Source organism: Hahella sp. NS-SX17, from assembly GCF_057367735.1.
In genome coordinates this window covers 1,688,954-1,701,443 of the sequence record NZ_CM170632.1, presented here as the reverse complement: position 1 = coordinate 1,701,443, position 12,490 = coordinate 1,688,954, and the positions used below count along the sequence as shown (strand labels likewise).

Below are 12,490 nucleotides of genomic sequence, written 5' to 3'. Positions count from 1 at the left end.
TAATTTCCGCGTGGAGAATTAGCCTGAATTTCGCGGTAATTGCGCAAAAAGACGGGCGTCAAACAAGGGAGATAAAAAGGATGAACTACGATAAGCAGCTGATTATTGTGTTGTTAACTGAGCCCAAGGATAACCTGCGATCTTTCGGGAACAATCTCTATCGAAAACACCCTGACAAATCGGAACTGGTGGAATATGACGTGGCGACCAAAACCCATGTCGTCATCAATAGCGCAAACCTGGGCGCACTGACGGAGAATTCACGTATTCAGATCGTCGGACACGGCGACTTGAACGGTGTGACCTGCGCTGGGAAATACGGCAAAGCGCTGGCGACGTTCATCGCCAATAAAGCCGCGCCGGGGCTGAAGCAAATCAAGAAAATCAGTCTGACCGTGTGTTACGCCGCCGGCAACGCCACCCAGCCCAACTTCGATCCCGTCAACAGCTTCGCGGCGTCGTTTCATAACTTTCTGAAGCAGGAACACGGGGTCATAGCAAATGTCACCGCCCGTCCGGCGACCATGATCGTCAACGCACAGGGGCAGAAGGAAACCCGCTTTAACTACGGCGGATTTGGAGAGCGTTACCAGCATCAAGGCGATAACACCAAATACCTGTTTTCATGGGACGGCGGAAAACAGGTGATTACCAACCTGAGGGAGCCGGCGGATATGATGGAAATTTGTTGAGTCGTTTCTGGTTATTCTCATCAGAACAGTTCAGCCTGCTCAAACTGATTCAGCTTGTCGTCTCTGACGGTAGTATTGATCGGCTGAATAGCATCGCTGCTTTTGTTGGTTGCGGCGCCGATTGAAGGATTAATAGGTATGACTTCCCAATCGCTCAAATCGCGCGGAACCAGCATGGCGCGAACTTCACTCAACGGCGTCGCAGGATCAACCCAGGCGTCGAACTGATCCGGCGATAACAGCGCCGGCATTCTGTCATGGAGCCAGCGGATGGAGTCGCTGGCTTCGGTAGTGATAATGGCGCAGGTCTCCAGATAGTGCTCTTCCTTCAGCCAGACATCCCAAAGTGCGGCGAAATAACAGTTCCCAGAGGGGGGCTTGAGATAGTAGGGCTGCTTAACGCCCTTCTCGGTGCGCCACTCGATAAATCCCGACGCAGGCATAACGCCGCGACGGTATTTAAACGGCCCGCTGAACGCGCGACTTTTCTCCAGCGTTTCCGCCCGGGCATTGAACATGCTGAACTTATTGGAAATTTCCGACGCCCAATTGGGCGTCAACCACCAGCGCATCTCCCGCAAATAGCGCTTGCCGCCTTCCTGAATCGCCACCATCACCGCTTCCGTCGGCGCAATATTAAACATATCGCCAAACCAGCGTTTGCGCAGGCCGGTGGCGTCAAAACCAAAACTTTCCATCGCCGCAACAATTTCAGCGGACGTGGTGGCGTTGAATCTGCCGCACATTGAGTAAGAACTCCTTGTTGGGACTATCCGACAATCGCTCTCCTCAACACAAAGGGAGCAAAATAAATGCTTGAGCTACCTATAACCAAGGTTATTTAAGCCAGGGCAATAACAGCATGGAAAATATAAAGACGATAAAACCTAATACAGCTACGGCAAAAACCCAAGGCTTTACAGACGTCTCAGTGTTTTTGACATACTTTATCTCCTTCCCTGAGACGCTTTTATCCGGCCCCATCCTCCAAAATACAAACAAAATAATTCCGAAAGAGATGATGAGTAAGTAGGCCTTACTTATATATTTCTCAGCAGCCAGATTGATCCAGGGAATAGTCACGAAATATATCAGCAACGCCATCTTGCGTTTGTTGTACTGATGAGGATCAACCACCTTGTCTTCTATTCGAAGGTGCGCACGACAAGCTGGACAGTGGAATGACATGACTTTCCACCACTTTACTTCGATGTTCGCGCCACATTGCGGACACGGGAGGACCTTCATTCACCGCCCCTTCTATCTCTATTACAAGGTCCCATTCAATTTAGCCGCCGCCGTCATAAACACCCCCAGAAAATACATATTGCCGAGTTTAAATTCCCGGTCGAGCCACTTGAGAAACAACCCGACCAGCACAAGGCACGCAGGAAGAATAACGACCCCCGCCAGGAATTTAGAACCTGCGACGGCAAGTATATAATTTGCGTCCTCCGCCCCCCAGGCGACCCTGCATGCCCATGCCAAGGGGAGAGTATGTACGCCAAGCAATAGGATGATTATGAACAGGGGAACATCTGATTCGAATAGCTTTTTGAGCATTCACATCCTCTATTTGTAACGAAATCGCTGATTTTGGTTTAACGTTATTTAGGCCACCAACAACCCCATCAACCACTCCCGAAATTTCTTCACTTTCGGCCAGTCCGCCCGTTCATAAGGGGTGGCGAAGTAGTAGGTGAAGGGAGCGGGAATCGGGTCTGCGTCCAGGGCGATGAGGCTACCGTTGGCGATGGCGTCGGCGACGATGTAGGTGCGGCCGAGCGCTATGCCCTGGCCCGCCTGGGCGGCTTGCAGCACCAGTTCCGTGCGACTGAAATAGATTATATCTTCGCCGACGTCGATGCCTGTACGTCGCGACCATTGCGCCCAACTTTTCATGCAGTTATCCGAGCCGTCATTGGCCGTAGCCAATAAGGTGGCCTGACGCAACATTTCAGCAGCGCTGATATCAGGATACTGCTGAAGCAGCAGAGGGCTGCAAACCGGGAAGATTCGCTCTGTTCCCAGCGCCTGACTGAAAAAACCGCTTGGCGGCGCGGAGGCGAATCGCAGCATGACGTCCGCATCGCTTGATCCTGCGGGACGAATGCTCTCTTCCGTATTCAAATACACGCGAATACCAGGGTGCAATTTGTGAAATTCCGGCAGCCTGGGCAACAGCCAGTACATCCCGAAGGTGGAGAAGGTTTCCACTCGCAGCACGCCCTTTTCCCGTTCGCTATGAATCTGGTCCAGGGCGCCTTTGATCTCGCCAAGCGCCTTACGAACGCCCAACAGCAAACGCTCTCCCTGAGGGGTAAATCGCATGCGTCGTGTGGTTCTCTCCAACAGAGGAAAGCCTAGCTGAGTCTCCATACGCTTGATGCTCTGGCTGATGGCGCTCTGGCTGACGCCCATGGCGGAGGCGGCGGCGGTGAAGCTTTGCTGCTCCGCAATCGCCTCCAGATACAGCAGGTCGGCAAGAAGTTGTTTATCCATCATCAAGAGTCTCAGATTCGATCAAAGCGCCACTCATCATTTATAAGTTGCACTAACAAGTATATCGTTCGATACGGCAGACAGTTCGTCTCATAATCCTCTCAAAACCTGTCAATAAAGCGCAAACGTTTTATTGATCATAACGTCTATAGCGGAGGCGAACCTATGAATCAATCAGTCAAATTAATAAGTTCCTTCGTCGATAACGGCATCGGCGGCAACCCTGCCGGAGTGGTGCTTGAAGCAGGCGGGCTGGCTGAAGCGGACATGCAAAGCATCGCCAGCGCCGCCGGTTACCCTGAGACCGCGTTTTTATCGAACTCGGAAATCGCCACAGTGAAGCTGGATTTCTTCACCCCCACCAAGCGTATCGCTCACTGCGGACACGCCACGGTCGCCGCCTTTTCCGTGCTCGCGCAGCAGGGTAAGGTCGCTCAGGGCAGACACAGTAAAGAAACTGTCGATGGTCTGCGCAATATCCGGGTGGAAGGCGACAAAGCCTATCTGGAGCAAATTCGTCGCCATGTGACGCCGATTACAGCGGAGCAACAGGAAGCCGCCGCCCACGCCCTGGGACTGCAGATGGAGCAGTTAAACGCGCTGGCGACGCCCCATGTGGTCAATGTCGGCGTCTCGTTTCTGGTGATCGCCCTGCCGACCATGTCTGATCTGCGTAATCTGACGCCGAATATGGAGAGCATCTCCGCCTTAAGCGAAGCGCTAGGACTTATCGGTTTCTATGTCATCAGCCCGGAGACGGAAGTGAGCGGACGCACTATCAGCGCCCGCATGTTCGCCCCCTACTTCGGCATCGAGGAAGAGTCCGCCACCGGCATGGGCGCCGGCTGCGCCTCAGTTTATCTGTATGAAGTTCTGGGCCAGAAAAGCGAGCATTACCTCATTGAACAGGGCCGCTTGATGACGCCTCGCTCCCCCAGCCTGATAGAGGCGGAACTGGAAGTCACTGGCGGCTTGCCGCACCGCCTGTGGATCGGCGGCGTCGCTAAAATCATGGAGAGCTGAGTTATGTTGGATGCACTGCTCTCCGCCGAACTGGCGCAGGTTTGCATGATTGCGGTGTTTATGGCGATCAGCCCCGGCGCGGATTTCGCCATGATCACCCGCAACAGCCTGTTCTACTCCCGTCGCGCCGGCCTGTTGGCGGCGCTCGGCGTCGCCAGCGCCACCTGGGTGCATACCGCTTACACCCTCGCAGGACTGGTAGTGCTAATGGCGAGTTCAGTCTGGGTATTTACGGCAGTGAAGTGGATGGGCGGGCTTTATCTGATTTATATCGGCTGGAAGACCTGGAAAAGTCGTCTGGAGATACCTCAGCAAAATGCCCATCCAGACAGCGCAAAATCAGATTGGGCGTATTTCCGGCAAGGCTTCATCACCAACGCCACTAACCCCAAAACCACCCTTTTCTACCTGAGCATCTTCACTCAGGTAGTGAACCCGGACACGTCACTGGCGGTGCAATTGCTTTATGGACTGATCATCAGCCTGGCGCACGGTCTCTGGTTCTCAGCGTTAGCGATCGGTATTACGCACCAGCGTGTGTTAGAGAAATTGCGGGCAGGCGGACGCCATATCGGCCGCGCGCTGGGCGGCGCGCTCATGGCGATGGGCGTAGGCCTGATGGCGTCTCACCGGTAAGCCGTCTCTATCAACCCGGGTGGACAGCTCGGCTGTCCTCCGGCGCCTGCCCCCGGTCCATCATGCCGTAGTCTCTGACCACCGCAGCGACCCGCAGTCGATAATCCGAGAACACATCCGCACGACCACACTGCTGCGCCATACGGTGCTCCACCTGATTGCGCCAGGCTTTCACCGCCTCTTCATCCCGCCAGAAAGACAGGGACAATAGTTTTTCCGGTTGGCTCAGGCTTTGAAAACGCTCAATGGAAATAAATCCGTCGATGGTCTCCAGGAGTGGTTTAAGATCCGCGGCAAGGCGCAAATACTGGGCTTTTCGATCCAGCCTGGGCTCCAGCTCGAAAATAACCGCAAACATCAGCCCACCTTCCCCAGCGCCTGAGCGCTCAACTTCAACAAGGTATCCGGCGCCGCTGTGAGAAACGTCCGACGCTCCTGCAGGATAAACTTATGTCGCTGAGCGAACTGGAAGTTTTCCCGCCCCACAGAATCGCTTTTCAGGCGGGTCCGGTAGGCTTCGTAGGCGGCCAGACTCTCAAAACCAATCAGTCCGTAGGCGACGTAGTTGGTCCCTTCGTGGGGAAGGAAATAGCCGATCAGCTCCCCGCCGCACTCTGGGATGATGCGCCCCCAGTTTTGCGCATAGGTTCGGAATGCGTCCAACTGGAACGGATCGATGTTGTATTCAATAAAGCAGATCAGATTCATGGTCGTTGTCTCTCTTTAGGATTTCCGGCAGTCTAACCGCACCAGAAAACCATGCTTCGACGTTCATCTAAATGTCAGTGGTCCTCATCATGTCGAACGAACCGCACCTCAACCAAGCCCCGAATAAAACCCCGGCGCCGGACTTAGCCCAGGTTCCAGACATAACAAAAATATCGGCCCTTATTGGCGACGCCGCCCGCGCCAACATGCTTATCGCCTTGCTGGGAGGTAAAGCCCTGACGGCGACGGAACTGGCGGCTGAAGCGGACATCACCGCCGCCACCGCCAGCAGTCATCTGAAAAAGCTGACGGACGCCCATTTGGTGATCGCGCAGAAGCAAGGGCGTCATAAATACTTCCAGTTACGCAGCCACGAGATCGCCGAGCTCCTGGAAACGCTGCTGAATGTTTCCGCTGCCGTGGACCATAGTCGCACTCTTACCGGACCGAAAGATCCCGCGCTGCGGTATGCCCGCGTCTGTTACGACCACTTGGCGGGGGAGATCGGCGTCAGCCTGCTCGACGGCCTCAAAAGCAGTGGCGTATTGATCGAACAGGATCAGCAACTGCTCCTGACGCCAAGCGGTCGCAATCTGTTTAACGCATTAGGCGCGGATGTCAGCGGCCTAGAGAAACTGCGTAGACCAGTATGTAAAAACTGTTTGGACTGGAGCGAACGTCGACATCACCTGGCGGGCTCACTTGGGCAATGGGTTCTACAGGATATTCTTAATCGGGGCTGGGCCCGTAAAGATCTGGATTCACGGGCCATCCGGTTTACCCCCGGCGGCCTGCAAGCCTTACGCAAGCGCTACGCGCTGACAAATCAACCTGCCTAAGTGTTCATCCTGGCACAAAGCTTGTAGCAGCTTAAGTGATAATCACATTCATACAAGCCATAGGGAGAAACGCCATGAGCAAGCCAACCAAGGAAAAAGACCCGGATAAAACACCAGATAACGCTGAAAACGACATCGTAGACGAAGTCTCCGATCAGTCTTTCCCCGCCAGCGATCCGCCCTCTTTCACGCCGGTGGATCACTCTGGACCGCCTCAGCATGAAGAAGAGGATAAAGAGAAATCCAAGAAGAAAAAGTCCACGGCGAATGCCGCCGAGTCCTGATGTTCCCACTACGACTGAATTGTAATTCTTACATACATGATCATGAATGATAGAAAAGTCGCTGGAGACGGACCTTGCAAGGTCCGTCCCAGGAGCCAGGGATACGCGGTGTTTTTCATAGTCAGTAGATCGTGATGCTTCTGGGCATCTCCATATAGTTATTGCTTTCAACCGCTTCGGATATCGCATTGTTGGGGTCGACAATAAATCCGAGCCAGTAGGTTCCCGGCGCCACCGTGGTGGGGATATACAAGGTGCGGCTGAATGTGCCGGTGAAGCCTTGAGACCCCCAGGCGCCGTAGTTGGAGCCCAGATAGATGTCTCCCGTACTGATGTAATCATTGGTGGAGAGATAGAAGTTAATATCAAACGTCTTGGTCGCCGTGCTTTGGTTGCTGAACGTGAACTGGATAGTGACGTTCGAGCCGCGATAGGCGTATGTCGGACTGGACACCAGCCCCGATGTGCCTGTACCAGTGCGTTTAAATGCCGAGCCGGCGATATCGGTTTCCGTGGTGCTGTCAGGGTATATCACTCTGGAACCCAGACGATCATCCGCCAGGGGGTCCCATTCCTTGTAGTGGCCCAGCGGGCCGCTGTTCGGGTAATAGGAGTTCATAGTGGCCATCCAGCGGTCTTCATGCAGTAGACCCAGAGCATGTCCAAGCTCGTGCAGAGCAACGCTTTCAAAGCTGAAGGGCGATCCCAGATTAGAATAATTCAGGCTGCCCAGGTTCCAACTGATATTGCTGTTGAAACCGATATCAGTCTCGTCAATACCGTACTGATAACCGAACAGCCAGTAGCAGTGGTAACGGGTCAGGGTCACCGCCAAAGTGCCGCCTCCCAGACTGTTATCCAGATAGACTTCATTACGCCCGTTATTATCGTTATGACTGCCATCCGTATCGCGATTGACGTAGTACAGAAAGCGGGAGCCTTTGACGTTATTCCAATGCCACATGGCGTTCTGCAGCCGCGAATCCCAAGTACTGCCGGCTGGGAATGAAGTGGTGCTGATATACATCGTGGTTTGGTTGGCGTTCCACTTGATCGCATTACCGTCGCAAGTGCGGTAGGTGTAGGCTCCTGCGAAAGGGGTCGCAAAACATAGCGTCGCCAGCAGGATCAGCCGGGCGTCGCTCAGCCCCGATAGAAGTTTGTGAATAGCTTGACGATACATAGAAAGTCCTCCTTCTAAACGTACCTGTCTTCGAATAGCCGCTCGTGACTGGTTAGCGCGTTAACGCATTATCAGTCCCGGTCCATGGACGAGCTTGCCCCTTGATGGGTTCTGCGGGGCAATGCGGAGACGGCGGATTCATCGTTCATGCTGCCGGCGGACGCGCCGGAACCTGCATCGCGGCCTTTACGTTCAAGCGCCTGCCCTACTTTTACAGAACGCAGCTCCTGAGCGAATGCGCGCGATTGCGCTTGCTGCCGCAACATGCCAAGAAAACGGTCTGCGCTCATGGGCGCGCCTTTTATCTCCTGGGGCGCCAGCATGGCCTCACCGCCGTCAGAATGACCAACGCTGGCTTTAGCCGGAGCGCTGCTGGAAGTGGTCAAATGAGCTGACCCGGCGATTTCCGCGCGCTGCGCGTGGCGGTTCGCTTTCAGAACCTCACCTTTCTCACCGACGCCATAAACCTCATTACCCACATCATCAGTGACAATAGCCGCGCCACGCTCATTGTTTTGCAGACGGAAAACACCCTGCCCCCATCCAACCAGAGGCACCATACGCTGACCATTGCCTTCGACAAACAGCACCACACGCTCACCGGCGCTGAATTCAGGGCTGCCTTCGACATGCAGACCATGGCGGCCGTCATACCCGCCGCTCATCATCAGGGTGAGTTCATTGTCGTGATAGACCCCTGCCAGAGTCTCAACGTCCGCCAGGCGGACATAGGTGTACAACTGCCGGTCCTCAGCCCGTTGCGATACCACTTCCTTCACGGTTCCAACCACAATGCCCTGCGCCTCAGCGACCAACGAATTAAAGTCTTTGTAGATTAACGTCGTCGCCTGGGCGCTGGCCGCCAGCATCAACACCGCCAGCCATGGAAGGAGCAACAGACCCGCACCTGAATTTAGGAGTAATTTCTTCATTTCCAATCTCCTTTTTAAGAAATGAGGTGGGAGTGTTTTACAGAGGGTGGACACCCTCAAAGGTGATAATAACTCCCGTATAAACCTTGAAAAGTGCAAAAATTTTGGCGCCCCTGAGCTTTTCCGACAGACGCAATGGCTACTCAACCAAGCTTTTTGAAGTGGTATTGCACCAGTTGGCGGGAGATGCCCAGCAGGCGCCCAAGCCCTTTCTTGGAGCCAGTGATGGCTGTCGCCATTTCAAAAATCAGCGTCTCGATTTCCGCGGTGAGTTTTTTCAAGTCCAGTTCGTTGTAGTCGCTGTATAACAAAGGACTGACAATGCGATTGATACTGGAAGCCAAGGAGGCGGGAGCAGTCACTGTTTGCAGCACCGCCAGCTCAAACGTACCTAAATCAAAGGGTTTGTCGATGACGTAGGAAAAACCGCAACGCATCGCCTGCACGGTATCGGCGCGGGAGGCGTCAGGGGCGATGCCAAGGATAAAAGGCGCGGCGGGAATCAGCTCCGCATCGCCAAGCAGCGGGATAATGTTACCCCCTTCAAGAACGAAATCAATCACCGCCAGTACCGGGCGCCACTCCAGTATTTCCCGGCGGGTTTGCTCTACCGATGCGGAGGTGTGTATGTCCGCATGAGGCGCCATTTGCGCCAGAGTATGCCGCAGCCTGGCGCGTAAAGTCGGACTCTCCTCGGCCAACAATATTCGATTGATTCGCACACTCAGCGTCATCCCAGCCGCTCCTGCCAAAAGCAATGGACTCAGCGGAAAAAAAGCGATCAACCTGTCCCTGTTAACGCCGGGCCTCCCTGTCGCATCCGGAGAGCGCCGCACAACTGTATCTTGGTTACATACCGGTATATCGGTTACACAACGATATATCTGCGGAGCCGCCTCTCCGTTTCGTATAAAATTCGAAATCGCTTACAGGCTTCCCCTCATTTCCAGTCTACGACTGCGCGCCCCTGCATGGACATCCCGCGTTATGGGTAAACGTTGGTTTAGCCACAGCCTCATGCCGAAGCTACTGCCGACTTGCCGGTTTTGTGCGACATAACGTCATTTACTGCTTCCTGTTCAGAGAATGATCCGTAAAATAGCTGTCTTTTCATTCTTGCGCGCGAAGAGAGGTTTTCAGAGCAGCATGAGTCTAATCGGAATAGATCTTGGCACCACTAACAGTCTTATCGCTCATTGGGGCGAGCAAGGCGTGGAAATCATCCCCAACCGCCTGGGCTCAAATCTGACGCCTTCAGCAGTCAGCCTCGACGCCGACGGCGCCGTCATCGTCGGTCAGCCCGCGAAAGACCGTCTGGTCACTCACCCGGATTTGAGCGTCGCCTCTTTCAAACGCAGAATGGGAACCAACGCCACCTACACGCTGGGCAAACAGAGCTTCCGCCCGGAAGAACTTTCCGCGCTGGTGTTGAAACAACTTAAAGAAGACGCGGAAGCCTATTTGAACGCCCCGGTCACTGAAGCCGTCATCAGCGTTCCCGCCTACTTCAACGACAATCAGCGCTCCGCCACCAAGCGCGCGGCTGAACTGGCCGGCCTGAAAGTAGAGCGTCTGATCAATGAGCCGACAGCGGCCGCCGTCGCTTACGGTCTGCATGACCGCGCGGAAGACTGTCATTACCTGATCATTGACCTTGGCGGCGGCACGTTTGATGTATCCGTCCTGGAGTTTTTCGACGGCGTCATGGAAGTACACGCCTCCGCCGGAGACAACTATCTGGGCGGCGATGACTTCTCGGAAATGCTGGTTAACGATTTCTGCAAGACGCACAGCCTCAACATTAAGAAACTGAGCGGCCAGGAAGTGAACCGGATTGAATCCGCCATGGACCGCATCAAACACCGGCTGACCCGCGAGGAAGCCGCCGACGCCGTCATTCAGATCAACGGCAAAGAACTGAATTACCGGATTACGCGCGCTCAATTCGAGGACCTGGCGGCGCCCTTGCTGCATCGATTGAGAAAGCCTATCGAGCGCGCCCTGCGCGATTCCAAGTTGACGCCTTCCGACATCAACGAGGTGATTCTGGTGGGCGGAGCCACCCGCATGCCGGTGATCCGCAGTCTGGTGTCGCGCATATTACGTCGCTTCCCCCTCAGTCATCTGAACCCTGATGAAGTGGTCTGCCATGGCGCCGCCGTTCAAGCCGCCCTGAAGAGCAAACATCAGGCTTTGGACGATGTCGTGCTGACGGATGTTGCGCCCTACACCCTTGGCATCGGCATCTCAATGGCGGTGGAGCGCGGTCAATATGAAAACGGCCACTTCCTGCCCATCATCGAGCGCAACTCCGTCGTGCCCATCAGTCGCATGGAAGTCGTGCATACGCTGCAAGATAAGCAGACCCAACTGGAGGTTGAGATTTACCAGGGCGAAAGCCGTCTCGTTAAGAACAACATTCTACTGGGTAACCTGATGGTGAAAGTTCCGCCTAAAAAAGCGGGCGAAGAGGCGGTGCAAGTCAGATTCACTTACGACGTAAACGGCATTCTGGAAGTCCTGGTGAAGGTGCTGTCTACAGGGGAAGACTATCGAGCGGTCATTGAAAACTCCCCCGGACAAATGTCAGAAAAAGAAATAGAAGCCAGCCTGGAAAAATTAGCCGCGTTGAAAGTCCATCCGCGGGATCAGGCGCAGAATATCGCCCTGCTGGCGCGCGCGGAGCGCTTGTACGAAGAGTCTCTCGGCGACTTGCGCCACACCGTCGCGGACCTGGTCAGACAATTTGAACGCGCGCTGGACACCCAAGATCAAAAACATGCGGAAGAGGCGCGCGAGCAACTGGAAAACATCCTCAGTCGCATCGAAGAAGAGGTTAACCCGCTATGATCTGCTGGGCGGTTCTGGGCATAGAGGCCACACAGGACAAGAAAAGCATCAAGCGCGCCTACGCAAAGCTGCTCAAACAGATAGACGTTTCGCAGGAGCCTGATAGATTTCAGCAACTGCGCGAAGCCTATGATGATGCGCTGTACTACGCGGAAAGCAGCGCAGCGGGCATGGTAGAGACTCGTGAGATGGCAGCTGGATACGCCGACGAATACAGCGCCGACGTCCATCGCCAGACTTCAGTGGAGCCTCAGACGACGGAGCCGACCCAGGACGTCGTCAAGCCGGACAAAACGCATACAGCTTCAGTGGAATCACCGCCCTCATCGCCTCCACAGGAGGTCGAACCGGAATTTGATCCATACAGAGAAGCCCAGTTTATCATGGAGCGCGTGGAGGCGGTTTTCGATAACCCCCAGGCGCGCAAAGACACCGCGCAATGGCGGGAAGCCTTGAGCGTGGACGCAATCGAAGATTTCGAAGTCCGCAACATCGTGCGCTACCACATGTTTTCCTTCGTCGTCTCGAAACTGGATGTCGGCGACTGGAACGCTATTTCCAAAAAGCCGATCACCAGCGATGTGATTCAGTATTTAAATCATGTCTTCCACTGGACTGACTCGGAGCTTGAGCTCTCTCAACACTTCGAGCCTCAGGAGATCAACATGGTGATGTACGAAATACACGGTTTCAAAGGCCTGGCGCTGGACAGGGAGTCCAACGTTGAAAAGCCGCCCCGTCCGATTTGGATGCAGGTTCTCGGCTGGCTGATCGTTATCGGCTGCTTCACTTCTATTTTCGGCATGTTCACCAAGTAAACCACCACTCCTATGCGCGCAGC

16 protein-coding genes are annotated in these 12,490 nt (G+C 54.5%); 7 read left to right on the top strand and 9 right to left on the bottom strand.

All coding sequences use genetic code 11. The features are described 5' to 3' along the window. The first annotated feature begins 80 nt into the window (after positions 1–80). A complete protein-coding gene (locus AC2IBB_RS07680) occupies positions 81–692 on the top strand; it encodes a C80 family cysteine peptidase (protein ID WP_486332304.1) in 612 nt (203 codons plus the stop codon). A gap of 20 nt (positions 693–712) precedes the next feature. Here the strand turns inward: AC2IBB_RS07680 and AC2IBB_RS07675 are convergent, their stop codons facing one another. From AC2IBB_RS07675 to AC2IBB_RS07660, 4 genes are all read right to left on the bottom strand, one after another. Further along, positions 713–1,438: an SOS response-associated peptidase gene (locus AC2IBB_RS07675; RefSeq protein ID WP_486332303.1), complete on the bottom strand. Its 726-nt coding sequence runs from the start codon at positions 1,436–1,438 to the stop codon at positions 713–715. 91 nt (positions 1,439–1,529) lie between these two features. Further along, positions 1,530–1,829, bottom strand: a complete 300-nt coding sequence (locus AC2IBB_RS07670) for a hypothetical protein (RefSeq protein ID WP_486332302.1) — start codon at positions 1,827–1,829, stop codon at positions 1,530–1,532. 132 nt (positions 1,830–1,961) lie between these two features. Continuing rightward, the gene (locus AC2IBB_RS07665; protein WP_486332301.1) at positions 1,962–2,255 is read right to left on the bottom strand and encodes a hypothetical protein; all 294 of its coding nucleotides are present in this window, start codon (positions 2,253–2,255) and stop codon (positions 1,962–1,964) included. Positions 2,256–2,303: 48 nt separating this feature from the next. Beyond that, entirely contained in the window at positions 2,304–3,197 is an 894-nt protein-coding gene (locus AC2IBB_RS07660; protein WP_486332300.1) for a LysR substrate-binding domain-containing protein, read from the bottom strand. Positions 3,198–3,359: 162 nt separating this feature from the next. Here AC2IBB_RS07660 and AC2IBB_RS07655 point away from each other — a divergent pair, with 162 nt between their 5' ends. Both AC2IBB_RS07655 and AC2IBB_RS07650 read left to right on the top strand, forming a co-directional pair. Beyond that, entirely contained in the window at positions 3,360–4,217 is an 858-nt protein-coding gene (locus tag AC2IBB_RS07655) for a PhzF family phenazine biosynthesis protein (RefSeq protein ID WP_486332299.1), read from the top strand. Between the two features lie 3 nt (positions 4,218–4,220). Next, on the top strand, positions 4,221–4,853 hold the full coding sequence (locus tag AC2IBB_RS07650) for a LysE family translocator (protein ID WP_486332298.1): 633 nt from the start codon (positions 4,221–4,223) through the stop codon (positions 4,851–4,853). A 10-nt stretch (positions 4,854–4,863) separates the two neighbouring features. On the opposite strand, the gene AC2IBB_RS07645 is transcribed toward AC2IBB_RS07650, so the two are convergent. Both AC2IBB_RS07645 and AC2IBB_RS07640 read right to left on the bottom strand, forming a co-directional pair. Beyond that, a complete protein-coding gene (locus AC2IBB_RS07645) occupies positions 4,864–5,211 on the bottom strand; it encodes an antibiotic biosynthesis monooxygenase family protein (protein ID WP_486332297.1) in 348 nt (115 codons plus the stop codon). Further along, complete coding sequence (locus AC2IBB_RS07640; RefSeq protein ID WP_486332296.1) at positions 5,211–5,561, bottom strand: NIPSNAP family protein; 351 nt, start codon at positions 5,559–5,561, stop codon at positions 5,211–5,213. Before AC2IBB_RS07640 ends, AC2IBB_RS07645 begins: the two co-directional genes overlap by 1 nt. 89 nt (positions 5,562–5,650) lie before the next feature. On the opposite strand from AC2IBB_RS07640, the gene AC2IBB_RS07635 reads away from it, so the two are divergent. Together AC2IBB_RS07635 and AC2IBB_RS07630 are read left to right on the top strand one after the other, a co-directional pair. Further along, positions 5,651–6,400: an ArsR/SmtB family transcription factor gene (locus tag AC2IBB_RS07635; RefSeq protein WP_486332295.1), complete on the top strand. Its 750-nt coding sequence runs from the start codon at positions 5,651–5,653 to the stop codon at positions 6,398–6,400. Positions 6,401–6,474: 74 nt separating this feature from the next. Continuing rightward, positions 6,475–6,684: a hypothetical protein gene (locus AC2IBB_RS07630; RefSeq protein WP_486332294.1), complete on the top strand. Its 210-nt coding sequence runs from the start codon at positions 6,475–6,477 to the stop codon at positions 6,682–6,684. 121 nt (positions 6,685–6,805) lie between these two features. Here the strand turns inward: AC2IBB_RS07630 and AC2IBB_RS07625 are convergent, their stop codons facing one another. The 3 genes from AC2IBB_RS07625 to AC2IBB_RS07615 all read right to left on the bottom strand — a co-directional run bounded on the left by AC2IBB_RS07625 (position 6,806) and on the right by AC2IBB_RS07615 (position 9,533). Further along, on the bottom strand, positions 6,806–7,867 hold the full coding sequence (locus tag AC2IBB_RS07625; protein WP_486332293.1) for a matrixin family metalloprotease: 1,062 nt from the start codon (positions 7,865–7,867) through the stop codon (positions 6,806–6,808). Positions 7,868–7,938: 71 nt separating this feature from the next. Then, on the bottom strand, positions 7,939–8,799 hold the full coding sequence (locus AC2IBB_RS07620) for a hypothetical protein (protein ID WP_486332292.1): 861 nt from the start codon (positions 8,797–8,799) through the stop codon (positions 7,939–7,941). A 143-nt stretch (positions 8,800–8,942) separates the two neighbouring features. Further along, complete coding sequence (locus AC2IBB_RS07615; protein ID WP_486332291.1) at positions 8,943–9,533, bottom strand: response regulator; 591 nt, start codon at positions 9,531–9,533, stop codon at positions 8,943–8,945. 412 nt (positions 9,534–9,945) lie between these two features. Between AC2IBB_RS07615 and AC2IBB_RS07610 the strand changes: the two genes are divergently transcribed. Together AC2IBB_RS07610 and AC2IBB_RS07605 are read left to right on the top strand one after the other, a co-directional pair. Beyond that, positions 9,946–11,649: a molecular chaperone HscC gene (locus AC2IBB_RS07610; RefSeq protein WP_486332290.1), complete on the top strand. Its 1,704-nt coding sequence runs from the start codon at positions 9,946–9,948 to the stop codon at positions 11,647–11,649. Continuing rightward, a complete protein-coding gene (locus AC2IBB_RS07605; RefSeq protein WP_486332289.1) occupies positions 11,646–12,467 on the top strand; it encodes a hypothetical protein in 822 nt (273 codons plus the stop codon). Before AC2IBB_RS07610 ends, AC2IBB_RS07605 begins: the two co-directional genes overlap by 4 nt. The last annotated feature ends 23 nt before the right edge of the window (positions 12,468–12,490 follow it).